The following is a 24,178-nucleotide window of genomic DNA, read 5'->3' on the forward strand; positions in this document are numbered from 1 at the left end:
CGGCAGCGGCCCGCGCGGCCGCCGTGCCCGCGGCCGCGGCGCGAGCGTCGGCGCGATCGACAGCCGCGCGGCGGCGCCGGGCGCCCCGGACCTCGCGCTCGTCGCGACGCTGCGGGCGCGGCTGCAGGCGGGCGCCGCGCTCCCCGACGCCGGCCTCGAAGCTGGCGCGTTGCCGATGTCTGCGGATTTGGCCCTCCACAGCGAGGCACGAGCCGCAGACTTCCCGCTCCACGAGCACGTGCGGGCGGGGCGCGAGGCGGTGCTGCTGTGTCTGGTCGTCGATGCGAGCGGGTCGATGGGGGCGCGGCAGCGGCTGGCGAGAGTCAAGGGTGCGCTGCTGGCGCTGCTGCGCGACGCCTACGCGCGCCGCGATCGCGTCGCCGTGATCGCCTTCCGCGACGCGCACGCTGAACTGCTTGTCAGACCAGGCGCTCCGCTGGAGCAGGCTGGCGCCGCGATCCGCGCGCTCCCGACGGGCGGCCGCACGCCGCTCGCCGAGGGGCTGCGCGAGGCGGCGCTGACGATCGGCCGCGAGGCCGTCCGCGAGCCCGAGCGCCGCTCGCTCGCGATCGTCCTCACCGACGGTCGCGTGCAGGATCCCCACGGCGCGGTCCCGGCCGCGGCGCGCGCGCTCGGCGCGGCCGCCGGCGCCGTCCACGTCGTCGACACCGAGGAAGGGCACGTGCGGCTCGGGCTGGCGGGGCGCGTCGCCGCGGCCGCCGGCGGCCAGCTGCACCGGCTCGCGCCGGCCCCCGTCCGTCACAGGAGAGCAGCATGAGCGAGACCACTCCGCTGGAGAAGCACGGCGGCGACGACGTCGACGTCCCGCACCGTCCGGGCGACGTCGGCAGCGCCGAGCCGAAGCGCCGCAAGCCGCGCGACAGAGCGCTCGTCGCGGTCTACACCGGGCACGGCAAGGGCAAGTCGACGGCCGCGTTCGGGATGCTGCTGCGCGCGTGGGCGCGCGGCTACCGCTGCGGCGTCTTCCAGTTCGTCAAGTCGGGCAAGTGGAAGGTCGGCGAGGCGAGAGCGGCCGCCGCGCTCGGCGGGATCGACTGGGAGAAGATGGGCGACGGCTGGTCGTGGCTGTCGAGAGACCTGGACGAGTCGGCCGACCTCGCGCGCGCCGGCTGGGAGGGCGTGAAGGCCGCGATCGCGTCGGAGAGATACGAGTTCCTGCTGCTGGACGAGATGACGTACCCGATCAAGTGGGGCTGGATCGACGTCGACGACGTGGTCGAGACGCTGCGCTCGCGCCCCGGCTTCCAGCACGTGATCATCACCGGCCGCGACGCCGATCCGAAGCTGATCGAGCTGGCCGACCTCGTCTCCGAGGTGACGAAGGTCAAGCACCCGATGGACCAGGGCATCCGCGCCCAGCAGGGGATCGAGTGGTGACGACCGCGAGCACCGATGCCTGACGGCGGCGTCGAGCCCGCGGCCGCGGAGTGCGAGCGCGGTGAGGCCGCGAGCTGGCGGCCGGCGCAAGCGGGCGGCGTCGAGCTGCTCGTGATCCTCGACGGCGCCAGCGAGCCGCCGCGCGACGGCCGGCCGACGAGCCTCGAACGCGCCGCGACCCCGGCGCTCGACGCCCTCTGCGCGGAGGGCGCGCTGACGCGGCTGCGGACGGTCGCGCCGTGGCTGGAGGCCGGCTCGGAGCACGCGATCCCGGCGCTGCTCGGCTGGACGCCACCGGCGTCGGTCGACCGCGGGGCGGTCGAAGCCGCCGCGCGCGGGATCGCCGTCGAGGACGGCGAGCGCGCCTGTCGGATCGACGTGCGCCACGCCGCCGACGGCGCCCGCGCTGATGCCGCGCAAGCGCTGCCGGCACTCGCAGTCGCGCTGCCGTCGCACCGTCTGCACCTGCTCGGCGGCCATCGGCTGCTGGCGGTCGCGCGCGCGCCGCTGCCGGGGTTGGATCCGCTGGTGGCGTTCGGAGCGGCGTTGGCGTCGGCACCCGCGTCTGCGTTGGCGTCTGCACCTGCGTTGGCGAGCGCGAGCGCGGGCGAGCGGGACGTGGCGCGCGAGGGCCTGACGCTCCATCCCTGGCGCGAGGGGATCGTGCCTCCGCGCATTCTCGATGCGCGCACGGTCGTGATCGCCGCCCCCGGCGCCGCCGCCGGCCTCGCGCGGCTGCTCGGCGCGCGCGTCATCACGCCCGCGGGCGCGACCGGTCGCCCCGGCAGCGACCTCGCCGCCAAGGCCGCCGCGGCGCTGGGCGTGCTGCGGGACGCGACGGCCGGCGCGTCGAACGGAGCAGCTGGAGCCCGGTGCGGCGACGGTCCCGGTCCCGGACCCGGACCCGGACCCGCGAGCGTCGAGCGGATCGTCGTCCATGTCGGCGCTCCCGACGAGGCCGCCCACGAGCACGACGCCGCCGCGAAGATCGCCGCGATCGAGGCCGCCGATCGCGACCTGATCGCGCCGCTCGCCGCTGCCCTGCGTGCGCGTGCAGGCGCCGTCGGCTCGCCGCTCGACGGCACGGCTTCACGCCCCGTCGACACCCTGCGCGTCTGCCCCGACCACGGCTGCGACCCCGCTGACGGCCGCCACGACGCCACACCTGTTCCGTGCGTGACGTGGTCCCCGCAATCCGCGCCGCGAACTGCGCAAGCTGGGCCGCGGTTTGAGACAGATGCGCCGCGAGCTGCGCAGACTGCGCCGCGCATTGCGGCGGATGCGCCGCGAACTGCGAAGACCGCGCCGCGAATTGCGGCGGATGCGCCGCGAGCTGCGCAGACTGCGCCGCGAATTGCGGCGGATGCGCCGCGAGCTGCGCAGACTGCGCCACGGCTGACGGAGCGAGCGGTGGCCGCGCTGCCGCTCACGCTCCCGGTCGAGCTGGCGACGAGCGTGCGGGCGGCGGCGTGATTCCGCGGCTCGTGGTCGCCGGCACCAGCTCCGGCGCCGGCAAGACGACTATCGCCAGCGGCCTGATCGGGGCGCTGCGGGCGCGCGGGCTGCGGGTGCAGGGCTTCAAGGTCGGCCCGGACTACATCGACCCCAGCTATCACGCGCTCGCGTCGGGCCGGCCTGGCCGCAATCTCGACGCCTACCTCGCCGGGACCGAGCTGATCGCGCCGCTCTTCCGCCACGGCTCCGGTGACGCCGACATCGCCGTGATCGAGGGTGTGATGGGTCTGTTCGACGGCGCCTCCGGGCGCGGCGAGCTGGCCTCGACCGCGCAGGTCTCGAAGCTGCTGCACGCGCCGGTCGTGCTGGTCGTCGACGGCTCGGCGATGGCGCGTTCGGCGGCTGCGATCGTCCACGGCTTCGCGACCTTCGATCCGCAGGTCGACGTCGCGGGTGTGATCTTCAACCGCGTCGGCTCCGACGTCCACGAGCAGTTGCTGCGCGAGGCGGTCGAGCCACTCGGTCTTCCGGTCCTCGGAGCGCTGCGTCGCGACGAGCGGATCTCCGCCCCCGAGCGCCACCTCGGCCTCGTTCCGGTCGCCGAGCGCGAGCCGCGCACCCGCGCCGCACTCGCCCTGCTCGCCGCGACGCTCGCCGACCGCCTCGACCTCGACGCCCTGCTCGCGCTTGCCCGCACCGCCCCGTCGATCGACGGGGCGGCGTGGAGTCCGCACGTCGGTGCTGCGGCTGCCTCGCAGACCCCCGCCGTGGAGGCGCGTGACGGTGGCGCGGATGTGCGTGATCGTGGCGCGGATGTGCGTGATGGCGGCGCACCTGCGCGCATCGCGATTGCGCGCGGGCCGGCCTTCTCCTTCCACTACCAGGAGAACCTCGAGCTGCTCGAGGCGGCGGGGGCAGAGCTGCTGCCGTTCGATCCGCTGCGCGACGAGACGCTGCCGGAGGGCACCGAGGCGCTCGTCCTCGCGGGCGGCTTCCCCGAGGTCTTCGGGGCAGAGCTGCAGGCCAACGCGCGCCTTCGCGGCGAGGTCGCCGCGCATGCGGCCGCCGGGCGCCCGATCCTCGCCGAGTGTGGCGGTTTGCTGTTCCTCTGCGAGCATCTCGACGGTCATGAGATGTGTGGAGTGGTGCCGATGAGAGCGGCGATGGGAAGACGGCTGACACTGGGCTACCGCGAGGCGACCGCGGCGACTGCGACGCCCTGGCTGGCGCGCGGCGCGCGCCTGCGCGGCCACGAGTTCCACTACACGCAGGTCGAGCCGGCCGGCGACACGACGAGCACGGCAGCGGCAGCTGGTGCGCCGAGCGCCCCCGGCTCGCCGGACGCTCCCGCCTGGACGCTCGCCGCACGCGGTCTGGAGCGGCGGGAGGGATTCGTCGCCGGCGCGGTGCAGGCGAGCTACCTGCATGTTCACTGGGCCGCCTTCCCGCAGGTCGCGCACGACTTCGTCGCAGCGGCGCGCGCGGGGGGACCCGGGTGACCGTCACGCTGCTGCTCGGCGGCACCCGCTCGGGCAAGAGCGCACGCGCCGAGCAGCTCGCCGCCGACAGCGGGCTGCCGGTCACCTACGTCGCGACGGCGGACGGTTCCGACCCGTCGCTCGCCGAGCGGATCGCCGCGCACGTCGCCCGCCGGCCCGCGGAGTGGACGACGATCGAGGCTGGCGACGACCTCGCGGCTGCGTTCGTGGCCGGCGGCATCGCCGAGCATGGCGCCGGCGTCGAGCGTGTCGCTCCCGCCGAGACCGGCAACGGTGCGGAGGGCGCCGCCCGCGCTGAGGGCGGTAACGGTGCGGAGGATGTTGCCCGCAGTGCGACCGGTGACGGTGCAGAGGGTGTCGCCCGCAGTGCGACCGGTGACGGTGCGGAGGCCATCGCCGCGGTGCCGGACCGCCGCTGCATCCTGGTCGACGGACTCGGGCCGTGGATCGCCACCACGCTCCACCACGCAGGCGCCTTCGACGATCCCAGCGAGGAGCGCCTGACGGCCGCACGCGAGCGGATCGAGACCGGGGTTGCGCAGCTGGCGCACGCCGCGACCACGCTGTCCGCCGCCGGCGGTGCCGCGATCGTCGTCGCCGAGCAGGCCGGCGAAGGCGTGCTGCCTCCCGACCGCGCCTCCCGTGTCTGGCTCGACCTGCTCGGCAGCGCGACGCAGCAGCTCGCCGCCGTCGCCGATCGCGTCGAGCTGATCGTCGCCGGCCGCCCGCTCGCGCTCACATCAGCGCAAGCCGCGCCAGCGTCCGCGCAACCCGCGCCCGCATTTGCGCAACCCGCGCCCGCATTCGCGCAACCCGCGCCCGCATTCGCGCAATTCGCGCCCGCATCTGCGCAATCCGCGCCGACATCTGCGCAAGCCGCGCCGGCATTTGCGTCAGCCGCGCCGGCATTCGCGCAACCCGCGCCATCCGACCTCGCCGCGCTGCGCACGCACGGCGACACGGCCGTGCGGCCGGGGGATGCGGACCATGCGGTCAACGTGCGGGCGGAAGGGCCGCCGGCGTGGCTGCGGACGGAGCTGGAAGCGGCGCTGGCGGAGCAGGCGACGCGCTATCCGGACGAGCGCGAGGCATGCGAGGCGCTCGCGGCGCTGCACGGACGCACGGCGGAGGAGATCGTGCCGGCGAACGGCGCGGCGCAGGCGCTGTGGCTGCTGCCGACGGCGCTGAGACCGCGGCTCGCGGCCTGCGTCCATCCCGGCTTCACCGAGTCGGAGGCCGCTTTGCGCGCGCACGGCGTCGAGGTCGTGCGCGTCCTGCGCGATCCCGACGCGGGGTTCGCGCTCGACCCGGCGGCGGTGCCGGCGGAGGCCGACCTCGTGATCGTCGGCAACCCGGCGTCGCCGAGCGGCACGCTCGATCCGGCCGCGGCGCTGCTGGCGCTGCGGCGGCCGGGGCGAATGGTCGTCGTCGACGAGGCGTTCATCGATCTCGTGCCAGGCGAGCCTGGCACGCTCGTGCGCGAGCCGCTGGAGGACGTGATCGTCGTTCGCAGCCTGACGAAGTCGCTCGCGATCCCCGGCCTGCGCGCCGGCTACGCGGTCGCCCACCCGGCCGCCGCGGAGCGGCTGCGGGCGGTGCGGCCACCGTGGTCGGTCAACGCGCTCGCGCTCGCGGCACTGGCGGCGGTCGCGCGGCGGCCGCAGGTGCTCGCCGAGGCGGCCGAGCGGACCTGCGCGGAACAGAGCGACCTGGCCGCCCGGCTGGCGACGCTCGATGGCGTCCGCGCCTGGCCGGCCGCCGCCAACTACACGCTGATCGAGGTCGCCGACGGCGCTGCCGTAGCCGCCGCGCTGCGCCGGCGGCGGATCGCCGTTCGCGAGGCCGCCTCGTTCCCGGGCCTCGACGGCCGTCACCTGCGCGTGACCGCGCGGGCGCCCGAGCAGAACGCGCGCCTCGTCGCGGCGTTGGCAGAGGCGATCGCGGAGGTGGGGCGATGAGACAGGCGCCGATGCGCGGTGAGACGCGCGCGGGCGGCGTCGGGGCTCCATCCGCTCCGGCTGGCGAGCCATCGACGGGCCGCGTCTCGGCTTCGTCCGGCGCGGCCGGCGAGGCGCCGATGGGCGGCGGGTTCGCCGGCGAGGCGTCGGCGTGCGATGCGGCGCGATCCGGCGACGCATTGGCAGGCAGCGCGGCGCGATCCGGCGAGGCCTCGGCGGGCAGTGCGGCGGCGCGCATCGTCCGCCGACCCGGCACGCTCCTGGTCGACTTCGGCGCGCCGCGGCGGGTGCTCTCCTCGGCGGTGCTCGGCGGCGGGATCGGGGTCGCGCACGGCTGGCTCAACGCGACCGTCGCGCGCGACTACGACCGCCTCGACCCGGCCGTCGACCTGACCGAACGAGCGGCGGCGCTCGGCTTCGACGGCTCGCTGGTGGGGATGCTGACGGCGGTCGACGTCGACCGCTGCGAGATCGGCGAGCGCGGCCGGGCGCGGGCGTTCGCGACGGTCGGGGTCGGGCATGCGCTGGCGGCCGCCGGGACGAGACCGCGTGCGGTGCCGACCGTCGGGACGATCAACCTGCTCGTGCTCGTCGATGCGCCGCTCGACGACGCCGCGCTCGCCGGCGCGGCGCAGACCGCGATCGAGGCGAAGGCGCAGGCGCTCGCGGCCGCCGCCGTCCCGGCCGCGAACGCCGACTGCCACGCGACCGGCACCGCCACCGACGCCTTCTGCATCGCCGCCCTGCCCGGCGGCGGCGAGCCGTTCGCCGGTCCCGCGACCGCGATCGGCGCCGACATCGCCCACGCCGTCCACCGCGCCGTCCTCGCTGGCGCCCGCGCCGACCGTGCCGACTTCGGGCCGCTGTTCGAGGAGGCCCGCCGATGAGCGTTCGGCTGACCGTCGTCGGCATCGGCGCCGACGGCTGGGACGGGCTCGGCGGTGCGGGACGGGCGGCGGTCGCGGCGGCGACGCTGCTGGTCGGGTCGGCACGACAGCTGGAGCTGGTGCCGGAGTCGGCGACGGCGACGGCGGCGGGCGCGCGCCGCCTGGCTTGGCCGTCGCCGCTGGAGCCGCTGCTCGACGCGCTGGCCGCCGGCCGCCACGGCGACGCCGTCGTGCTCGCCAGCGGCGATCCGATGCTGCACGGCATCGGCGCCAGCCTCGCCCGCCGCGTCGCGGATGATGCAAAGCAGGGCGCGGGTGCTGCAGATGGCGGCGCGGAGCTTGCCGTGATTCCGCATCCCTCGGCCTTCGCGCTCGCCTGTGCGCGGATGCTGTGGGCGGAGCAGGAGACGGAGCTGGTCAGCACGGTCGCGCGGGCGCCAGAGCAGGTGGCGCGGGCGCTGCAGACCGGCCGGCGGCTGATCGTCTACGCGACCGGGAGCGACGGCGCGGCCACGATCGCGCGCGTGCTGCGAACGCGCGGCTTCGGCACCAGCCGCTTTGTCGTGCTCGAACAGCTCGGCGGAGCGGACGAGGCGCGACACGAGACGACCGCCGCGGGCTGGGGCGACAGAGCCGCCGACCCGCTTCACGCGATCGCGATCGAGGTGCGGGCGGATCAGGGAGGAGAGGGCCTCTCGCTCACCCCCGGGCTGCCCGACGACGCCTTCGACCACGACGGGCAGATCACGAAGCGGCACGTGCGGGCGGTGACGCTCGCGGCGCTGGCGCCGCGGCCGGGCGAGCTGCTCTTCGACCTCGGCGCGGGCTCCGGCTCGATCGCGATCGAGTGGCTGCGCGCGCTCGCCGCGATCCCCGCGGCTACGCCGGGGAAGGCGGTCGCGTTCGAGGCGAACGAAGCGCGCGCCAGGCGGATCGCCGAGAACGCCGCCAGACTCGGCGCCCCGCAATTGACCGTCATCCGCGGGCGCCTCCCGGCCGTGCTCGGCGACGCGCTGATCGATCCGGGCAAGCCCGACGCGGTCTTCGTCGGCGGTGGGCTGACCGCCGCCGGCGTGCTCGACGCCGCCTGGCACGTGCTCAAGCCCGGCGGCCGGATCGTCGCCAACGCCGTCACGCTGGAGAGCCAGGCGCGGCTGCTGACCGCGCGCGAGCAGCACGGCGGCACGCTGACGCAGATCGCGATCGCCCACGCCGCCCCGGTCGGCGGCTTCAGCGGCTGGCGGGCGCAGATGCCCGTCGTCCAGTGGGAGGCGCGCAAGCCACAGGAGAGACCACTCGCATGACCGTCCACTTCATCGGCGCCGGCCCTGGCGCGGCCGACCTGCTGACGCTGCGCGCGGCGAAGCTGATCGCCGCCTGCCCCGTCGTGCTCTACGCCGGTGCGCTCGTGCCACCGGAGGTGCTCGAGCATGCGCCCTCCGGCGCCCGCGTCGTCGACACACAGCACCTGGAGCTGGACGAGATCGTCGCGGAGTTCGAGCTTGCACACGCGAACGGCCAGGACGTCGCGCGCCTGCACTCGGGCGACCTGTCGATCTACTCCGCGCTCGGCGAGCAGACGCGCCGGCTCGACGCGCTCGGGATCGACTGGGACATGACCCCGGGCGTGCCCGCCTTCGCCGCCGCCAGCGCCGCGCTCAGACGCGAGCTGACCCTGCCCGGCGTCGCGCAGTCGGTGATCCTCACCCGCTACCGCAGACGCGCCTCCGCGATGCCCGGCGGCGAGGACCTCGCACAGCTCGCCGCGCACGGCTCGACGCTCGTGCTCCACCTCGGCGTGCAGGCGATGGAGGAGCTGGTCGCGACGATCGAGCCCCACTACGGCCGCGACTGCCCGGCCGCCGTCGTCGCCCGCGCGAGCTGGCCCGACGAGCTGATCCTGCGCGGCACGCTCGCGACGATCGCCGAGCAGGTCGCCGAGGCGGGCGTGAAGCGGACCGCGACGATCCTCGTCGGCCCCGCGCTCAGCGGCAAGGGCGGCGAGAGCTTCCTCTACTCGAAGGGGCGAACCCGCCCCGCATGAGCGACGATCTCGCCCTCGCGGTCGACCACCAGCACCTCCGCCGCGACCGGCGCGGTGCCGAGCACCCCGCGCACGACGCCCAGCGCCTCCGCCGCGATCCGCTCGGCCAGCGGCACGCCGGCCGCGACCGCGAGCTGGTGGGCGTGGAGCGCGGTGTTGCCGGCACGGATCTCGTCGGCCAGCGTCGCCGACCCGCCAGACTCCAGCGCCCAGCCCGCCAACCGGTCGAGGTCGACCTGCGACCGCGCCGAGTGCAGGTCGAGGTGGCCGGCGGCGAGCTTCGACAGCTTCGCGACGCCGCCGGCGAGCGTCAGCCGCGGGACGGGGTTGCGCGCGAGGTACTTCAGCAGCGCGCCGGCGAAGTCGCCCATGTCGAGCAGCGCGCTGGGGGGCAGCTCGTACAGCCGCTGGGCGGCGCGCTCGGAGGTGTCGCCGGTGGCGGCGATCGCGTGCGGCTGCCCGGTCGCGCGCGCGACGTCGATCCCATGGCGGATCGAGGCGATCCAGGCCGAGCAGGAGTACGGCACGACGACGCCGGTCGTGCCGAGGATCGACAGCCCGCCGAGGATCCCCAGCCGCGCGTTCCAGGTTCTCGTCGCGATCTGCTCGCCGCCCTCGACGCCGATCTCGACGATCACGTCGCCGGGGTCCCCGTGCGACGCGGCCAGCTCGGAGACGACCCCGCGCATCAGCCTGCGCGGCACCGGGTTGATCGCCGGCTCGCCGACCGGCAGCTGCAGCCCCGGCAGCGTCACCGTGCCGACGCCCTCGCCGGCGCGGAAGACGACGCCCGCGCCGGGCGCCGCACGCCGCACCGTCGCGAGCACGAGCGCGCCGTGGGTCACGTCGGGATCGTCGCCGGCGTCCTTGATCACGCCGGCGGTCGCGACGCCGTCGCCGAGCCGCTCGACCGCGAGCGCGAACGCCGGCTGCTGGCCGCCGGGCAGCGTGATCGCGACCGGATCGGGGAACGCGCCGGTCAGCAGGGCGGCGTAGGCGGCCTTCGTCGCGGCGGTCGCGCAGGCGCCGGTCGTCCATCCCCGGCGCAGCGGGGTTCCGGCCTCGCTCACCGGACAACCCTCACCCTCAAGTCAACGGTGAGACTGTGCGCGTTCTGATCCTCGGCGGGACCGGTGAGGCACGGGATCTGGCCGCGGCGCTGCATGCGCAGAACGTAGCGGTGATCTCGTCGCTGGCGGGGCGCGTGGCGCGGCCGCGGCTGCCCGTCGGCGAGGTGCGGATCGGCGGGTTCGGCGGTCCTGACAAGCTCGCCGAGTGGCTGCGCGCCAATGAGATCGCCGCCGTCGTGGACGCAACTCATCCGTTCGCGGAGCGGATCTCGGCGAGCGCGGCGCAGGCGGCGAGCGCCGCGCACAAACCCCTCCTGCGGCTCGAACGCCCCGGCTGGAGCGAGCGCGACGGCGACCGCTGGACGTGGGCCGACGACCTCGACCATGCCGCGCGCCTGATCCCCCAGTGCGCCCGCGTGCTGCTGACGACCGGCCGCCAGGGGCTGCCGGCGTTCGCGCGCAGCGAAGCCTTCTTCCTGATCCGCTGCGTCGACCCGCCCGACCCGCCGCTCCCGCCTCATCACGAGCTGCTGCTCGACCGCGGTCCCTACACGGTCGCGGGCGAAGGCAGCCTGATCGACGCCCACCGCCTCGATCTCGTGGTCACGAAGGACTCCGGCGGCGCGCTCACGCACGCCAAGCTCGACGCCGCCCGCGCGCGCGGCCTGCCCGTGATCGTCGTCCGCCGCCCGCCGCGCCCGCAGACGCCCGCCGTCGCGACGGTCGCCGAGGCGGTCGCGTGGGCGCGTGCTCACGCCGGGTAGCGGCGCGGGGTGTAGACGCGGACCGGGCCGGCGCCGTTGCCGTCGCCGAAGACGCGCGTCTGCGAGGAGCCGACGAGCAACAGCGTGCGCATGTCGACCGCCTCGGCGTCAAACGCGCCGAGCGTCGTGACCGTGATCGTCTCGCTCGGCGCGCCGACCGCTCTCGCCAGCACGACGACGGTCTCCGGCGCACGGTGGCGCAGCAGCACCGCGCGCGCCTCCTCCAGCTGCGTCGGGCGCGTCTTCGAGCGCGGGTTGTAGACGGCGAGCGCCAGGTCGGCCGCCGCGACCGCCTCCAGCCGCCGCTCGATCACCTCCCACGGCTTCAGCACGTCCGACAGCGACAGCACGCAGAAGTCGTGGCCGAGCGGGGCGCCGACCCGCGCCGCCGCCGCCTGCATCGCGCTCAGGCCCGGCACGACGCGCACGTCGACACCACCGAACGAGCCCGCTTCGAGCTGCTCCATCACCGCCGCCGCCATCGCGAAGATGCCGGGATCCCCGGAGGAGACGACCGCGACCCGTCTGCCGGCGGCGGCCAGCTCCAGCGCATGGCGCGCGCGGTCGGCCTCGACGCGGTTGTCGGTCGCGTGGCGGGTCTGGCCGACGCGGCCGGGGACGCGGTCGACGTAGGTCTTGTAGCCGACGATCTCGGTCGCCTCGGCCAGCTCGGCGCGTGCCTCGGGCGTCAGCCACTCCGGCCCGGCGGGGCCGAGGCCGACGACCGCGACCGAGCCGGCGGCGGCGCTCGCGGCGGCGTCGCCCGAGCGGTGCACCTGCGTCGTCGGCACGAGCACGAGCGACATGTACGGGACGCTGCCCTCGACCTCTTCCAGCGGCACGATCCGCTGCTCCGGCGCGCTCGCCCGCTCGACGTAGACGCCGCGCTCCGCGACGCCGGCCTCGGCGGCCGCCTCGACGACCTTCGGGAAGGTCCGCCCGAGCTTCATCACGACCGCCGCGTCGGCGCTGCGCAGGCGCGCGGCGAGCTGCTCCTGCGGCAGCGTCCCGGGCAGCGCCATGAAGACGTCGTCGCGCTTGACCAGCGGCGTGCCGGCGGCCGCGGCGGCCGCGCTGAAGGCCGTCACGGCGGGGATCACTGTCGTCTCGTAGCGGGGCGCGAGGCGCTCGTGGAAGTACATGTAGGAGCCGTAGAAGAACGGGTCGCCCTCGCACAGGATCGCGACGTCGCGGCCGGCGTCGAGGTGGACCGCCAGCTCCTCGGAGGCCTCGTCGTAGAACGCGAACAGCGCCGCCTCGTAGCCGCCCGGGTGGCTCGTCAGCTCCGTCGTGACGGGGAATCTGAGCAGCACCTCGAGGTGGTCGGCGCGCAGGTACGGCGCCGCGATCCGGCGCGCGACCGACTTGCCGTGGCGCGCGCTCGGGTAGGCGATCACGTCGGCGTCGTGGATCGCGCGGGTCGCCTTCAGCGTCAGCAGCTCCGGGTCGCCGGGGCCGACGCCGACGCCGAACAGTCTTCCGGGCATCGGGCTCACTCCGCCTCGCTCGCGAGCGCGTTGACCGCACCGCAGGCGATCGCGCTGCCGCCGCGGCGGCCGTGGACGACGACATGCTCCAGGTCGCTGCGGGAGAGTGCGACCTTCGACTCGGCCGCACCGACGAAGCCGACCGGCACGCCGATCACCGCCGCCGGCCGCGGCGCGCCGTCGGCGATCATCTCCAGCAGGCGGAAGAGCGAGGTGGGGGCGTTGCCGATCACGACCAGCGCGCCGTCGAGGCGGTCGCGCCACAGCTCCATCGCGGCGGCGGAGCGGGTCGTGCCCGCCTCCTGTGCCAGCGCCGGGACACGCTCGTCGTTGAGCGTGCAGACGACCTCGTTGGCGGCCGGCAGCCGCTTGCGCGTGATGCCGGAGGCGACCATCTGCGTGTCGCAGAGGATCGGCGCGCCGGCTCTCAGCGCCTGCTCGGCGGCCGCGCCGAAGCCGGCCGAGGCGGCGACGTCCCTGGTCAGGTCGACCATCCCGCAGCTGTGGATCATCCGCACGACCGTTCGCGCGAGGATCGGCTCGAAGCCGCTCAGGTCGGCCTCGGCGCGGATGATCGCGAACGAGTTGCGGTAGATCTCCGCGCCGTCGCGGATGTAGTCGAGCGTCGTCATGCGGCAGGTCTTTCGTGGTGGTTCAGCAGGTCGAGCGCGTGCTCGGGATCGGCCGCCTCTGCGTACGCGCGGCCGGCGTGCAAGAGCTGGAGCGTGTCCTCGCCGGCGACGATCCCGACCGCCACGTCGCGCTTCATCCCGCATCTGCGCGGGCAGGCGGACCAGTGCTCGGGCGGGTCGCCGGCGCTGCGGACGGCGGCGCGGGCCGCGGCGGCGGCGCGCACGTCGACGTGCGCGCGGCGGCACGCGCCGAGGCCGGAGCAGGCAGTCAGCCCGCGCCAGCCGGAGTCGGCGCGCGTGACGAGGCCGAGCGTATCGAGCTGCGCGGCGAGTGCGGGCGCGGTCTCGCGCGGGACGTCGGGGATCGTCAGCGTGCGGTTGGGCGCGACGCGGACGTCGTCGAGCCCGTGCTCGGCGAGCAGCGCGTCGAGCCCCCGCAGCTGCCGCTCATCCAGCCGCGCCAGCGGCGCCAGCGCCGTCACCGCCACCCGCCCGTCGGCCTGCGCCCGCTCGCCCGGGTCGATGTCTGCGGCCCTTCCCTCGCTATGCGAGGGGAAAGCCGCAGACTTCGGGATCGCGAGGGCGTCGGCGAGCGCCTCCGCGCCGCCGGGCAGGTCGGCGACGTGCCAGGCGGTCGGCGCCAGCTCGGCGCGGAGGGCGAGGAAGGCGCGCGCGGCGTCGAGCAGCGTCGCGACCGCCGCGTCTGGCATCAGGGTGCGGGAGGTCGGCCGGCCGGCGAGCCACAGGCGCAACCGGTCTGACGCCTCCGCCGCCAGCGCGACATCCGCCGTCGCCAGCTCGACGAGGCCGGCGCCGTCGTCGAGCGCGAAGAGGAAGCGGCCGGGCAGCGCCGCGAGCGCAGCGTCGGCGAGGATCGCGGCGTCGAGCGCGCTGACGAGCGCGTCGGTGGGGAGGAGGGAGCCGCGCGGGGCCGGCGCAAGCGCGTCGCCAGGCGCGGGCGCGTCGGCGGACGTGGGGAGCCGCCCCGCCAGCGGGCTCGCCAGCACGTTGCGCACGCGGTCGTGCTCGGGCGAGGGCAGCAGGCCGCCGGCGGCGAGCAGGCGGGCGAGCGGGGCGGCGGCCGCGGGCGGCAGGCCGCGCAGCTGGACGCTCGCGCGCGAGGTCAGCTCGGCGAGGCCGTTGCCGAGCGCGGCGCCGTCGGCGAGCGTCGCGAGCGCGCGGCGGTCGAGCCGCCCGCCGGGCACGCGCACGCGCGCCAGCAGCCCGTCGCCGGCATCGTGCAGCCGCAGGATGCCGGGACAGCGATCGGCCGCCCGCACGACGCCGCCGGATGCGCCGGCCGCCCGCACGACGCCGCCGGATGCGCCGGCCGCCCGCACGACGCCGCCGGACGCGTCGGCGCCCGCCGTCGAGCGGCCGCCGGCGCCCGCGGAGGCGCCGCCACCCCGCACGCCGCCCGCACCCGCCGCCGCGTCAGCGGCGGGCGTCGATCCGGTGGCGGCGGAGGCGGGCATCACGAGGGCGCCTGTCAGGCGCGGGCGGGCGCGGCGGCGCGGCGCGCGGCGGACGGTTCCAGCACACGCTCCGCGAGCGCGCCGAAGCCGAGGCCGAGCGCGGCCCACAGCGTCGCGTTGATGCCGATCGAGGCGACGCGGAAGTGCCACAGCACGTCGGCGGGGAAGCCTCTCGGCGTCTCCTGGACCGTCGGCAGGATCAGCTCCGCGACCGCGATCACGGCGACGAAGACGATCGCGGCGACGATCGCGCCGTTCCACGCGCCGAGCCGCGGCGCGAGCTGCTGCCACAGCCGCCAGGCGGCCAGCAGCGCCAGCACGGAGATCGCGATCATCGCGAAGAACAGCAGCGTGCGTCTGTCGATCGTGTCGGGGTTGCCGACCGTCGGCGGGTTGGCCGGGTACTTCGTCGACGGGACGAGCGTGATCGCGAGGAAGGCGGCGAGCGCGAGCAGGGCGGCGGTCGCGCGGGCGCCGAGCGCGCCGATGCGGCCGTAGGCCCAGGCGAACACGATCGCGTAGATCGAGCCGAGCGCGATCCCCATCACGACGGTGCCGGTGAAGAGGCCGAGCGTCGACTGGACGCCGCGGCTGACGACCTCGGGCTCGCCCGGATCGCCGGCGGCGGCCGCCAGCATCTCCTCGAACGCGATCGCCTTGTCGATCTGCGGCTCACCGAAGATCTTCGCGAACACGAAGGCCAAGACACCGGCGAGGACGCCGGCGATCAGCCCCCGCACGAGCAGGGTGCGTGCCATGTCGGAGCCCCGCCTAGTGGCAGGGGAAGCCGAGCAGGTGGCGCGCGTCGTGCACGAACTCGTGGACGCTCGTGCCGGAGATGAGCGACAGCGCGCCCTCCTCGCTGCCGACGAAGTAGACGAGCACGAGCATCAGGACGCTGACGGCGATCGCCCACGGCAGCAGCTCGCGCGGCGAGACGACCGGGGTGGGGATCCGAGCGGAACCCCGCTCAACGGCTGTGTCGGACATGCTCGCTACCTCCTCGGGATCGGGCGTCCCGTTATCTGGATGGGCCAGGCGTGGGCGGCGAAGTGTCTGGCTGACGGGCTGGGGCCCGATCACAGTGGCGCGACCGCGCCGGTCTCTCACCGGCTTCCTCGCACCGCCACGCGTCGGCGGCATGATACCCGCGAATCGGAGCGCCGGAGCGCCGCTCGGACAATTTCGCCCCGCGCGGCTAGACGATCCCGCCGTTGACGCGCACGAGCTGACCGTTGACCCACCGCCCCGGGCCGGCCAGGAACGACACCAGCTCGGCGGAGTCCGCCGGCAGCCCGAGCCGCTCCAGCGGCGGCTGCGCGGCGAGTCTGGCGATCGTCGCCTCGTCCTTGCCGTCGAGGAACAGCGGCGTCGCGGTCGGGCCTGGGGCGACGCAGTTGACGGTCACGTCGCGGCCGCGCAGCTCGCGCGCGAGGATCGGCGTCAGCGCCTCGACGGCGCCCTTGGAGGCGGCGTACGGCGCATAGCCGGGGAAGCCGAGCGCGAGCACGCTGGAGGAGAAGGTGATCAGCGCGCCGCCGTCGCGCAGCCGCCGCACGGCCTGCTGGGCGATCGCGAGCGTGCCGAGCGCGTTGACGCGCACGACCCGCTCGACCTGCTCCCAGTCGAACTCGGCGAGCGGCGTCGGCAGCGGCATCACGCCGGCGGCGTGGGCGACGACGTCGACGCCGCCGAACTCGCGCTCGGCCGCGTCGAACAGCGCGGCCGCGCCCTCGGGCCCGGACAGGTCGGCGCCGACCGCGACCGCGCGGCCGCCGTCCGCGGCGATCGCGGCGACGAGCGCGACGGCCGGCTCGGCGTTGCCGGAGTAGGCGGCGACGATCGCCTGGCCGTCGGCGGCGAGGCGGGTCGCGACGGCGCCGCCGATGCCGCCGGAGGCGCCGGTGACGATCGCGACGCGGCTGGGATGCTGCTCGGAGACGCTCATGGCACTGTTATGCCACGTCTCGCTTCGAGCGCCGATGAGTTTCCTCGCCGCCGGTCTCAGGTGGCGGATGGCAACAGAGAGGACGACGATGGCGACGTTCGGATTCGTGCACGGCGCCGGCGACGTCGGTGCGGCGTGGGAGGGGGTGGCGCGCGAGCTGCGTGCGCGCGGCCACCGGACCGCGGCGCCCGACCTGCCCTGCGACGACCCCGAGGCCGGCCTCGACGACTACGCCGACGCGATCGTCACGGCGGTGGGGGAGGCGCGCGCCGACAGCGGCCCGGTCGTGCTCGTCGCGCACTCGCTCGGCGGCTTCTTCGCCCCGCTCGCGGCGGCGCGCCTGGGCGCGGGCCAGCTCGTCTTCGTGACCGCGATGGTCCCGCTCCCCGGCGAGACCGCCGACGCGTGGTGGGGCGCGACCGGCTTCCCCGACGCGACCGCCCATCTCGCCGGCCTCGACGAGCTCGAGCGCTTCCTCCACGACGTCCCGCACGAGCAGGCGGTCGCCGCGCTGGCGGCCGGTCGCGACCAGGCAGAGAAGGCGCTCGCCGAGCCGTTCCCGCTCGACGGGATGGGGACCGCCGACGTCCGCTTCCTGCTCTGCCGCGACGACCGCTTCTTCCCGCCGGCGTTCATGCGCGCGGTCGTGCGCGAGCGGCTCGACGTCGAGCCGGAGGAGATCGACGGCAGTCATTGCGTCCATCTCAGCCGGCCTGCCGAGCTGGCGGAGCGGCTCGACGCCGGGTTGCCGCGCTGACGCCGCCTCGATCCCGAAAGCGGCGCTCCGACGGCACGTCGCGCGCCGATCTGACGCCGCCGCCGTCGGGCCACCGCCGCTACTAGCGCGCAGGCTCGCCCGCCCGCAACGCCGCCCGCTCGGCCGCGCCGAGTCTGTCGAGCACCCGCCGCAGCACGCGTGAGACGTGCATCTGCGAGCAGCCGAAGTGGGCCGCGATCTGCGTCTGCGTCAGCTCGCGGCCGAAGCGCAGGAACAGCAGCTCACGCTCGCTCGGCCTCAGCGCCGCCAGCAGCGGTGCGATCGAGGCGCGGTGCTCGACGAGGTCGAAGCCGCCGTCCTCGTCGCCGAGCGTGTCGCCCAGCAGCAGCCCGTCGTCGTCGCCGTCGCCCCCGCCGACCGGCCGCTCGATCGAGCTCGTCTCGCGTGCGAACTGCGCCTGCAGCGCCTCGGCGACCTGCTCGGCGTCGAGGCCGGTCTCGGCGCACAGCTCGCCGACGGTCGGAGCGCGCCCGCCGCGCTCGGTCAGCGCCTGCGTCGCCTTGCGCACGCGCAGCGCGTCCTCCTGCATCCCGCGCGGGACGTGGACCGCCCAGGTCGTGTCGCGGAAGTGGCGGCGCAGCTCACCGGTGATCGTCGGGATCGCGTAGGCGCCGAATCTGTGGCCGCTCTCATGCGGGAGCTCCCTGGGCGATGGGATCGAACACTCCGGCGGCCGGATCCACGCCCGACGCGCGAGCGCATCCCTTCCTGCCTGGCAGCAACGACGAGCGGGCCGTTGGGACGACGCGCGAGCCGTGCGCAGGGGAGTACCCGCTCGCCGTGCGGAGCAGTCGCACGGCGAGCGGGCAGCGCAGATCAGGCGGGCTGCGCGTGCTGGTTGTGGCGGTGACGGGCGCGCCACGTCAAGGCGGCCGCCAGCGCGCCGACTGCGGCGACGAGCGCGCCGCCGCGGCCGGCGAGCGCGAGCTTGTGCGAGCGTTCGCGCGCCGCTCTGCGACGGGCGATCGGATTCCATCTGCGGTTGGCCTGTGCGACCGGCTCGAGGGCGTCGTGGGGATGGGGGATCTTCGCCATTGTGGGCCTCCTGTGCGATTGCCTCTGCTCTTCGCCTACCCGTGCCTCAGCTGTGGAAACGGCTGTCGGGTTCGCCCCATCGCATGCTCCGCCTCAGCGTTTGTTCGACCGCCCATGTGACAGGCCTCACCCCCAGACCGGTCAATAAATCGTGAGCGGCGCCGACCAACATGGATGTGGAGCGGGAAGACAGCGCATCGATCGCCTCCGGCACCTTGACGCAGGACTTCGCGGTCGCGCGCCAGCCGATCCTCGACCGCGCCGGCCGCACGCTCGGCTACGAGCTGCTGTGCCGGCCGATCGACACCGTCCTGAGCGCCCCCGACGCCGCCACCGCGTCGGTGATCCTGCATGCCTTCGGCGACGTCGACCTCGCCAGCTTCGTCGGCGGCACGCGCGCCTTCATAAATGTCACGCGCAGCTTCCTGCTGCGCCAGCGGCCGCTGCCGCTCGCGCCGGGCCGCGTCGTGCTGGAGCTGCTGGAGGACCAGCTCGTCGACGAGGAGCTGCTCGACGTGCTGCGCGAGACGGTCGCCGCCGGCTTCCGCATCGCGCTCGACGACTTCGTCCACGACGCCTCCAACGACGCGCTGCTGGAGCTGGCCTCGTGGGTCAAGCTCGACGTGCGCGAGCACGACCCCGCGCAGCTCGCCAAGGCCGCGCTGCGGCTGAAGGCGCGCGGCGTCGCGCTGATCGCCGAGAAGGTCGAGGACGCCGAGGAGCACCAGCGCTGCATGCAGCTCGGCTTCGACGCCTTCCAGGGCTACTTCTACGAGCGCCCGGAGACGTGGAGAGGCCGCACCGTGCCGACGGCGGCGCTGACGACCCTCTGCGAGCTGGCCGCGACCGACACGGACGTCTCGCTCCACGAGCTGGAGCGGATCGTCCGCCGTGACGCCGGCATCGGCCACCGCATGCTGCGCTTCGCCAACTCCGCGCTCGTCGCCCCGCACGACCCGATCCAGTCGCTGCGCCAGGCGCTCGCGCTGCTCGGCGTCGCGCAGGTGCGCCGCTGGGCGCTGCTGTTCGGCATCGCCGGCATGCCCGACGTGCCGCACGTGCTGCTGGAGACGGCGCGCGTGCGCGCCCGCGCGGCGGAGGCGCTGTCGGAGGAGATCGCCGGCGCCGACGCCGACCGCGCCTACATCGTCGGCCTCTTCTCGGTCCTCGACGCGATCACCGCGACGCCGATGCCGGAGCTCCTCAGCGGCCTGCGGCTGCACCCGGCGATCGTGCGCGCGCTGCTGCACGGCGAGGGGCCCGAGGGCGAGCTGCTGCAGGCGCTGCTGGCGTTCGAGCACGGCACGCCCCCGCTCGCCGGCGCGCGCGTCGACGACAGCCAGGTCGCGCACGTCTATCGCCAGCAGGCGAGCGGCGAGCCGCCGACGCGGCTGTTCTAGGCCGCCCGCGCCCCGAGCGCCGTCGCCGTGCGGTTGCGACCGTCGCGCTTGGCGCGGTAGAGCGCGGCGTCGGCCTGCGCGATCAGCTGCTCGGCGCCGACGCCGGGCGTCCACAGCGCGACGCCGGCGGAGAAGGTCTGGCCCTGCGGCACGACCGGCCGCAGCTGCTCGATCAGCGCGCAGGCGCCGGCCTCGTCGCAGCCCGGCAGCAGCAGGCAGAACTCCTCGCCGCCCCAGCGCGCCAGCACGTCGGTCGCGCGCAGGCGCGCGCTCCAGCCGGCGGCTGCCGCGCGCAGCAGCGCGTCGCCGGCAGGGTGGCCGTACGTGTCGTTGTAGTCCTTGAAGCGGTCGAGGTCGATGATCGCGAGGCAGAGCGGCCTGCCGCTGCGGGCGGCCGCCGCCAGCTCGCGCTCGTGGTGCTCCTCCAGCGCGCGCCGGTTCGGCAGCCCGGTCAGCGGGTCGGTCCGCACGAGCCGCTCCAGCTCGGCGTGCGCGGAGGCCTTCACGAGCGCGACCGCCGCCTCGTTGGCGAGCAGCTCGAGCAGGTGCGTCTCGGACGCGTCGAGCGCCTGCTTGCGCGTCGTCCAGGTCAGCGCCAGCACGCCGATCGCGCGGCCCTCGTCGAGGATCGGCTGGAACAGCTCGGCGTCGGCGCCGTGCGGGCCGGTGGGGAGGAAGACGGCGGTGCGCGTGTCGATCGCGCGGCGCGCGTCGGGGTCGTCGGTCTCGTCGAGCTGGCGGATCTGCGCGGTCGTCGCGTTGCTGATCCGCAGCGCCAGGCCGCAGACGGTCTCGCGCGCGTCGTCGGGGTTGGCGTGCGCGATCACGCGCGTCACGGTCGCCAGCTGCGCGAGCTGCTCGCCGCGCTCCTCCATCGCCTGCTCGGCGGCGCGGCGCTCGGTCACGTCGCGCATCGTGTTGAGGAAGACGGTCGAGCCGTCGTCGGGCTGCGGCACCGGCACCGCGGTCACCTCGGCGACGAAGCGGCTGCCGTCGGCGCGTCTGAAGGTCGTTTCGAAGGTGCCGCCCCGCTCGGCCTTGATCTGCGCCCTGACGCGCTGCAGCGCGGCCATCTGGTCCAGCGGCCAGAACGGGAACGGCGTGCGCGCGCCGATCAGCTCGTCGCGCGTGAAGCCGGTCAGCGCGGTCAGCGCCGGGTTGACGTCGACGATGACGCCGTCGCGCGTCAGCGCGAAGCCCTCCCGCATCGAGCTGAGGATCGCGGTCGAGCGGGCGTGCTCGGCCTGCACCAGGTCGCTGCTCTGGCGCTCGCGCGCGAGCAGCTCCTGCACGACGACGCCGACGAGCGTGCTGGCGAGCAGCGTCAGCGGGACGCTGCGCCAGCCGGTCGCGGCGTAGCGCGGCTCGCCGATCGCGACCAGCGGCACGGTGAACATCAGCGCGACGGCGAACAGCAGCCGCCACAGCTGCGGGCGGGTGCCGTAGAGCGCGACCCACAGCACCGGCACCATCACCGTGATCCCGTAGCCGCCGCGGGCGCCGCCGGTCCCGTCGCGCAGCAGCGCGATCGCGACGAGCGCGACGAGCGCGCCGGCGTCTGCGTGGCGCGGCTCGGTCAGCGACGGCTTCAGCAGCGCCAGCACGCCGAGCAGCGAGGTGATCGCGAAGGCGATCGCGACCTCCGGCCAGCGCACGGCGATCGCGCCGGAGAAGGGCACGAGCGCAAACGCGACAAGCCCGCAGAGGGCGAAGGGAGCGAGCCGCCGGGCGGCGATGCGGACGTCGGACGCGTCAGTGCGCTGCGGTACCAGCATGCGGAGAGTCACCAACCGGGGAATCGGCCCGCTCCGCGCAGAGCTTTAGCGCTTTGTGAACAGCGTTAGGTCTGGCTGGCCCCGCCGGTGTGGCGGAGGCCGTCCATCAGCAGCCGCAGCAGGCGTCTGGCCTGTTCCTGCCAGTCCGCCTCGTCGGGCATCTGCCAGACCGATCCAGTGGCCCGCAGGACGTCCCAGGCGTCGACGTCGGAGCGCAGCGAACCGGCCGCCACTCCGGCCTTCAACAGCGTCCCGATCGCGTCCAGCAGGAGCCCTCTGACGTCGATCCCGATTCCCTCGCCGGAGTTGACGAGCGCCCGCAGCGCGGCGCCCATCCCTCTCTTGGTGGCGGCGTAGAGGACGAAGCGGTCGAGCCACAGCGCGAGCGCCTCGTCGGGCGGATTGGCGCGCAGCAGCTCGGCGGCCGCGGCGTGCAGCTGCTCGACCTCCTGGCGGTAGACGGCGGCGAGCAGCGCGTCCTTGGTCGGGAAGTGGCGGTAGAGCGTGCCGACGCCGACCCCGGCCGCCTTCGCGATCGCCTCCAGCGAGCTGTCGGGACCGGCGCTCGCGAACTGCGCGGCGGCGGCCGCGAGCAGCTTGTCGCGATTGCGCTGCGCGTCGGCGCGAAGGGGCTTTCCGGGTGGTTTGGTCGTGCTCATCTCGTGAAATAAGCGGAGGGAGCCTCCGGTTGCGTGCTACGGTGGCTCCAGGTGAAACGGAGGTTGCCTCCGCTTCGAGTGTACTCCGACTGGAGAATCCACACATCATGTCCAAGGTCTGGTTCATCACCGGCACGTCGAAGGGCTTCGGGCGCGTCTGGGCCGAGGCCGCGCTGGAGCGCGGCGACGCCGTCGTCGCGACCGCCCGCGACGTGTCGTCGCTCGACGCGCTCGTCGAGCGCTACGGCGACGACGTCCTGACGCTGCCGCTCGACGTCACCGACAAGGCCGCCGTCGACGCCGCCGTCGCGACCGCGCACGCGCGCTTCGGCAGACTCGACGTCGTCGTCAACAACGCCGGCTACGGCCTCTTCGGCGCCGTCGAGGAGGTCACCGAGCAGCAGGCGCGCGCGCAGCTGGAGACGAACTTCTTCGGCGCCCTGTGGGTGACGCAGGCGGTCGTGCCGATCCTGCGCCGGCAGCGCTCCGGCCACATCCTGCAGGTCTCCTCGATCGGCGGCGTCCACGCCTTCCCGGTGCTCGGCCTCTACCACGCCTCGAAGTGGGCGCTGGAGGGCCTCAGCCAGTCACTGCAGGGCGAGCTGGAGGAGTTCGGCGTGCACGTCACGCTCGTCGAGCCGGGCGGCTTCACGACCGACTGGTCCGGTCCGTCGGCGACCCGCGCCGAGCAGCTGAGCGAGTACGACGGCGTCCGCGAGCGCCGCTTCTCGCGCCTCAGAGGCGTCGCCAGCAGACCGGGCGACCCGCAGGCGACCGGCGCCGTGATCCTCGAGCTGGTCGACATGCAGGAGCCGCCGCTGCGGCTGTTCCTCGGCGACGCGCCGCTGGAGCTGATCAAGCCCGAATACACCGCGCGACTGCAGCAGTGGGAGGCGCACGCCGACCTCGCGCACCGCGCCCAGGGAGAGCAGGTGACGGCATGAGCGCCATCGAGCAGGAGCTGATCAGAACGCCCTTCGGCGCCACCTCGACGGCCGCCGAGGTGCTCGCCGGCGTCGATCTCAGCGGCAAGCGCGCGATCGTCACCGGCGGCGCCTCCGGGATCGGCGTCGAGACGGTGCGGGCGCTCGCCGGCGCCGGTGCGGAGGTGACGATCGCCGCGCGCGACCTCGACGCCGCCAGACGCGTCTCCGCCGACGTCGCCGCGAGCACGGGCAGAGCCGCGCCGCTGATCGGGCTGCTGGAGCTGGCGGACCTCGACTCGGTGCGCTCCTTCGCGTCGTCCTGGGACGGGCCGCTCGACATCCTCGTCAACAACGCCGGCGTGATGGCGGTGCCGGAGAAGCAGCTGGTCGGCGACGGCTGGGAGCGCCAGTTCGGCGTCAACCACATCGGCCACTTCGCGCTCACGACGCTGCTGCACGCGGCGCTCACCGCGGCCGGCGGCGCGCGCATCGTCGCGGTCAGCTCGACCGGTCACCTGCGCTCGCCGGTGATCTTCGACGACATCAACTTCCGCTTCCGCGACTACGGCCCGTGGCTCGCCTACGGGCAGGCGAAGACCGCCAACGTGCTGCTCGCGGTCGAGGCGGCGAAGCGCTGGGCGCGCGACGGGATCGTCGCCAACGCGCTGATGCCGGGCGGGATCGAGACGCCGCTGCAGCGCCACCTGCCGCCGGAGTACATGGAGAGAGCGAAGGCGCTCGCCGCCGCCGACCCGAGCGCGATGCAGCTCAAGAGCACCGCGCAGGGCGCCGCCACGAGCGTGCTGCTGGCCGCCTCGCCGCTCGTCGAGGGGGTCTCCGGGCGCTACTTCGAGGACTGCAACCAGGCACGCCTGCTTGACCACCGCGAGGGCCACTGGGGCGTCGCGCCGTACGCGCTCGACGCGGACAACGCCGCGCGGCTGTGGGAGCTGTCGGAGCGCGCGGTCGCGTAGGCGGTCGCCGCAAC

Annotated in this window: 24 protein-coding genes and 1 riboswitch; of the genes, 13 read left to right on the forward strand and 11 right to left on the reverse strand. The window is 75.1% G+C overall.

What is annotated here, in order from left to right; genetic code table 11:
* From Q7L73_RS24740 to cobM, 8 genes are all read left to right on the forward strand, one after another.
* The coding region (locus Q7L73_RS24740; protein ID WP_304715695.1) for a VWA domain-containing protein at positions 1-778 on the forward strand (778 nt) is incomplete at its 5' end.
* A complete protein-coding gene (gene cobO, locus Q7L73_RS24745; RefSeq protein ID WP_304695837.1) occupies positions 775-1,398 on the forward strand; it encodes a cob(I)yrinic acid a,c-diamide adenosyltransferase in 624 nt (207 codons plus the stop codon). The genes Q7L73_RS24740 and cobO, both read left to right, overlap by 4 nt.
* A 15-nt stretch (positions 1,399-1,413) precedes the next feature.
* Positions 1,414-2,871, forward strand: coding sequence for a hypothetical protein (locus Q7L73_RS24750; protein ID WP_304695839.1), 1,458 nt, complete (start codon positions 1,414-1,416; stop codon positions 2,869-2,871).
* On the forward strand, positions 2,868-4,352 hold the full coding sequence (locus Q7L73_RS24755) for a cobyrinate a,c-diamide synthase (RefSeq protein WP_304695841.1): 1,485 nt from the start codon (positions 2,868-2,870) through the stop codon (positions 4,350-4,352). The genes Q7L73_RS24750 and Q7L73_RS24755 overlap by 4 nt, the downstream gene beginning before the upstream one ends.
* A complete protein-coding gene (locus Q7L73_RS24760; protein WP_304695843.1) occupies positions 4,349-6,310 on the forward strand; it encodes a bifunctional adenosylcobinamide kinase/adenosylcobinamide-phosphate guanylyltransferase in 1,962 nt (653 codons plus the stop codon). Before Q7L73_RS24755 ends, Q7L73_RS24760 begins: the two co-directional genes overlap by 4 nt.
* A 119-nt stretch (positions 6,311-6,429) precedes the next feature.
* Positions 6,430-7,197, forward strand: coding sequence for an adenosylcobinamide amidohydrolase (locus Q7L73_RS24765; RefSeq protein WP_304695845.1), 768 nt, complete (start codon positions 6,430-6,432; stop codon positions 7,195-7,197).
* Positions 7,194-8,501, forward strand: a complete 1,308-nt coding sequence (gene cbiE / locus Q7L73_RS24770) for a precorrin-6y C5,15-methyltransferase (decarboxylating) subunit CbiE (RefSeq protein ID WP_304695847.1) — start codon at positions 7,194-7,196, stop codon at positions 8,499-8,501. Before Q7L73_RS24765 ends, cbiE begins: the two co-directional genes overlap by 4 nt.
* Positions 8,498-9,241, forward strand: coding sequence for a precorrin-4 C(11)-methyltransferase (gene cobM / locus Q7L73_RS24775; protein WP_304695849.1), 744 nt, complete (start codon positions 8,498-8,500; stop codon positions 9,239-9,241). Before cbiE ends, cobM begins: the two co-directional genes overlap by 4 nt.
* Here the strand turns inward: cobM and Q7L73_RS24780 are convergent.
* Complete coding sequence (locus Q7L73_RS24780) at positions 9,211-10,311, reverse strand: cobalt-precorrin-5B (C(1))-methyltransferase (RefSeq protein ID WP_304695851.1); 1,101 nt, start codon at positions 10,309-10,311, stop codon at positions 9,211-9,213. The two genes, cobM and Q7L73_RS24780, sit on opposite strands and share 31 nt — an antisense overlap.
* Positions 10,312-10,346: 35 nt before the next feature.
* Between Q7L73_RS24780 and Q7L73_RS24785 the strand changes: the two genes are divergently transcribed.
* On the forward strand, positions 10,347-11,075 hold the full coding sequence (locus tag Q7L73_RS24785) for a cobalt-precorrin-6A reductase (RefSeq protein WP_304695853.1): 729 nt from the start codon (positions 10,347-10,349) through the stop codon (positions 11,073-11,075).
* On the opposite strand, the gene Q7L73_RS24790 is transcribed toward Q7L73_RS24785, so the two are convergent.
* The 6 genes from Q7L73_RS24790 to Q7L73_RS24815 all read right to left on the reverse strand — a co-directional run bounded on the left by Q7L73_RS24790 (position 11,063) and on the right by Q7L73_RS24815 (position 16,617).
* The gene (locus Q7L73_RS24790) at positions 11,063-12,562 is read right to left on the reverse strand and encodes a precorrin-2 C(20)-methyltransferase (protein WP_304695855.1); all 1,500 of its coding nucleotides are present in this window, start codon (positions 12,560-12,562) and stop codon (positions 11,063-11,065) included. The two genes, Q7L73_RS24785 and Q7L73_RS24790, sit on opposite strands and share 13 nt — an antisense overlap.
* A gap of 5 nt (positions 12,563-12,567) precedes the next feature.
* The gene (locus Q7L73_RS24795) at positions 12,568-13,194 is read right to left on the reverse strand and encodes a precorrin-8X methylmutase (protein ID WP_304695856.1); all 627 of its coding nucleotides are present in this window, start codon (positions 13,192-13,194) and stop codon (positions 12,568-12,570) included.
* Positions 13,191-14,669 (reverse strand): hypothetical protein, encoded by a 1,479-nt coding sequence (locus tag Q7L73_RS24800; protein ID WP_304715697.1) that lies wholly within the window; start codon positions 14,667-14,669, stop codon positions 13,191-13,193. Before Q7L73_RS24800 ends, Q7L73_RS24795 begins: the two co-directional genes overlap by 4 nt.
* Before the next feature lie 14 nt (positions 14,670-14,683).
* Positions 14,684-15,427 (reverse strand): CbtA family protein, encoded by a 744-nt coding sequence (locus Q7L73_RS24805; RefSeq protein ID WP_304695215.1) that lies wholly within the window; start codon positions 15,425-15,427, stop codon positions 14,684-14,686.
* Positions 15,428-15,440: 13 nt separating this feature from the next.
* Positions 15,441-15,659 carry a CbtB domain-containing protein gene (locus tag Q7L73_RS24810; protein ID WP_304695217.1) on the reverse strand — a complete coding sequence of 73 codons (219 nt, stop codon included), beginning with the start codon at positions 15,657-15,659 and terminating at the stop codon, positions 15,441-15,443.
* A gap of 62 nt (positions 15,660-15,721) precedes the next feature.
* Positions 15,722-15,787, reverse strand: a riboswitch (cobalamin riboswitch).
* Positions 15,788-15,867: 80 nt separating this feature from the next.
* Positions 15,868-16,617 (reverse strand): SDR family oxidoreductase, encoded by a 750-nt coding sequence (locus tag Q7L73_RS24815; RefSeq protein WP_304695219.1) that lies wholly within the window; start codon positions 16,615-16,617, stop codon positions 15,868-15,870.
* Positions 16,618-16,705: 88 nt separating this feature from the next.
* Between Q7L73_RS24815 and Q7L73_RS24820 the strand changes: the two genes are divergently transcribed.
* On the forward strand, positions 16,706-17,374 hold the full coding sequence (locus Q7L73_RS24820; RefSeq protein WP_304695220.1) for an alpha/beta fold hydrolase: 669 nt from the start codon (positions 16,706-16,708) through the stop codon (positions 17,372-17,374).
* Positions 17,375-17,456: 82 nt separating this feature from the next.
* Here the strand turns inward: Q7L73_RS24820 and Q7L73_RS24825 are convergent, their stop codons facing one another.
* Both Q7L73_RS24825 and Q7L73_RS24830 read right to left on the reverse strand, forming a co-directional pair.
* Positions 17,457-18,257: a sigma-70 family RNA polymerase sigma factor gene (locus Q7L73_RS24825; protein ID WP_304695222.1), complete on the reverse strand. Its 801-nt coding sequence runs from the start codon at positions 18,255-18,257 to the stop codon at positions 17,457-17,459.
* Positions 18,212-18,430 carry a hypothetical protein gene (locus Q7L73_RS24830; RefSeq protein WP_304695224.1) on the reverse strand — a complete coding sequence of 73 codons (219 nt, stop codon included), beginning with the start codon at positions 18,428-18,430 and terminating at the stop codon, positions 18,212-18,214. The genes Q7L73_RS24825 and Q7L73_RS24830 overlap by 46 nt, the downstream gene beginning before the upstream one ends.
* A 176-nt stretch (positions 18,431-18,606) precedes the next feature.
* Between Q7L73_RS24830 and Q7L73_RS24835 the strand changes: the two genes are divergently transcribed.
* Positions 18,607-19,830 (forward strand): EAL and HDOD domain-containing protein, encoded by a 1,224-nt coding sequence (locus tag Q7L73_RS24835; RefSeq protein WP_304695226.1) that lies wholly within the window; start codon positions 18,607-18,609, stop codon positions 19,828-19,830.
* Here the strand turns inward: Q7L73_RS24835 and Q7L73_RS24840 are convergent.
* Both Q7L73_RS24840 and Q7L73_RS24845 read right to left on the reverse strand, forming a co-directional pair.
* Positions 19,827-21,605, reverse strand: a complete 1,779-nt coding sequence (locus tag Q7L73_RS24840; RefSeq protein ID WP_304695228.1) for a diguanylate cyclase — start codon at positions 21,603-21,605, stop codon at positions 19,827-19,829. The two genes, Q7L73_RS24835 and Q7L73_RS24840, sit on opposite strands and share 4 nt — an antisense overlap.
* Positions 21,606-21,670: 65 nt before the next feature.
* Positions 21,671-22,264 carry a TetR/AcrR family transcriptional regulator gene (locus Q7L73_RS24845; RefSeq protein WP_304695230.1) on the reverse strand — a complete coding sequence of 198 codons (594 nt, stop codon included), beginning with the start codon at positions 22,262-22,264 and terminating at the stop codon, positions 21,671-21,673.
* Positions 22,265-22,368: 104 nt separating this feature from the next.
* On the opposite strand from Q7L73_RS24845, the gene Q7L73_RS24850 reads away from it, so the two are divergent.
* Both Q7L73_RS24850 and Q7L73_RS24855 read left to right on the forward strand, forming a co-directional pair.
* The gene (locus Q7L73_RS24850; protein WP_370552462.1) at positions 22,369-23,208 is read left to right on the forward strand and encodes an SDR family oxidoreductase; all 840 of its coding nucleotides are present in this window, start codon (positions 22,369-22,371) and stop codon (positions 23,206-23,208) included.
* On the forward strand, positions 23,205-24,164 hold the full coding sequence (locus Q7L73_RS24855) for an SDR family NAD(P)-dependent oxidoreductase (RefSeq protein WP_304695234.1): 960 nt from the start codon (positions 23,205-23,207) through the stop codon (positions 24,162-24,164). Before Q7L73_RS24850 ends, Q7L73_RS24855 begins: the two co-directional genes overlap by 4 nt.
* The last annotated feature ends 14 nt before the right edge of the window (positions 24,165-24,178 follow it).

The organism is Conexibacter sp. CPCC 205762 (assembly GCF_030646155.1).
Lineage (GTDB): Bacteria > Actinomycetota > Thermoleophilia > Solirubrobacterales > Solirubrobacteraceae > Conexibacter.

What these genes read in the sequence shown, in the direction of transcription:
- cobO (WP_304695837.1), top strand. Translation starts at nt 775, where the DNA reads ATGAGCGAGACCACTCCGCTGGAGAAGCACGGCGGCGACGACGTCGAC.
- Q7L73_RS24750 (WP_304695839.1), top strand. Translation starts at nt 1,414, where the DNA reads ATGCCTGACGGCGGCGTCGAGCCCGCGGCCGCGGAGTGCGAGCGCGGT.
- Q7L73_RS24765 (WP_304695845.1), top strand. Translation starts at nt 6,430, where the DNA reads ATGGGCGGCGGGTTCGCCGGCGAGGCGTCGGCGTGCGATGCGGCGCGA.
- cbiE (WP_304695847.1), top strand. Translation starts at nt 7,194, where the DNA reads ATGAGCGTTCGGCTGACCGTCGTCGGCATCGGCGCCGACGGCTGGGAC.
- cobM (WP_304695849.1), top strand. Translation starts at nt 8,498, where the DNA reads ATGACCGTCCACTTCATCGGCGCCGGCCCTGGCGCGGCCGACCTGCTG.
- Q7L73_RS24790 (WP_304695855.1), bottom strand. Translation starts at nt 12,562, where the DNA reads ATGCCCGGAAGACTGTTCGGCGTCGGCGTCGGCCCCGGCGACCCGGAG.
- Q7L73_RS24795 (WP_304695856.1), bottom strand. Translation starts at nt 13,194, where the DNA reads ATGACGACGCTCGACTACATCCGCGACGGCGCGGAGATCTACCGCAAC.
- Q7L73_RS24800 (WP_304715697.1), bottom strand. Translation starts at nt 14,669, where the DNA reads ATGCCCGCCTCCGCCGCCACCGGATCGACGCCCGCCGCTGACGCGGCG.
- Q7L73_RS24805 (WP_304695215.1), bottom strand. Translation starts at nt 15,427, where the DNA reads ATGGCACGCACCCTGCTCGTGCGGGGGCTGATCGCCGGCGTCCTCGCC.
- Q7L73_RS24810 (WP_304695217.1), bottom strand. Translation starts at nt 15,659, where the DNA reads ATGTCCGACACAGCCGTTGAGCGGGGTTCCGCTCGGATCCCCACCCCG.
- Q7L73_RS24815 (WP_304695219.1), bottom strand. Translation starts at nt 16,617, where the DNA reads ATGAGCGTCTCCGAGCAGCATCCCAGCCGCGTCGCGATCGTCACCGGC.
- Q7L73_RS24820 (WP_304695220.1), top strand. Translation starts at nt 16,706, where the DNA reads ATGGCGACGTTCGGATTCGTGCACGGCGCCGGCGACGTCGGTGCGGCG.
- Q7L73_RS24830 (WP_304695224.1), bottom strand. Translation starts at nt 18,430, where the DNA reads ATGGCGAAGATCCCCCATCCCCACGACGCCCTCGAGCCGGTCGCACAG.
- Q7L73_RS24840 (WP_304695228.1), bottom strand. Translation starts at nt 21,605, where the DNA reads ATGCTGGTACCGCAGCGCACTGACGCGTCCGACGTCCGCATCGCCGCC.
- Q7L73_RS24845 (WP_304695230.1), bottom strand. Translation starts at nt 22,264, where the DNA reads ATGAGCACGACCAAACCACCCGGAAAGCCCCTTCGCGCCGACGCGCAG.
- Q7L73_RS24855 (WP_304695234.1), top strand. Translation starts at nt 23,205, where the DNA reads ATGAGCGCCATCGAGCAGGAGCTGATCAGAACGCCCTTCGGCGCCACC.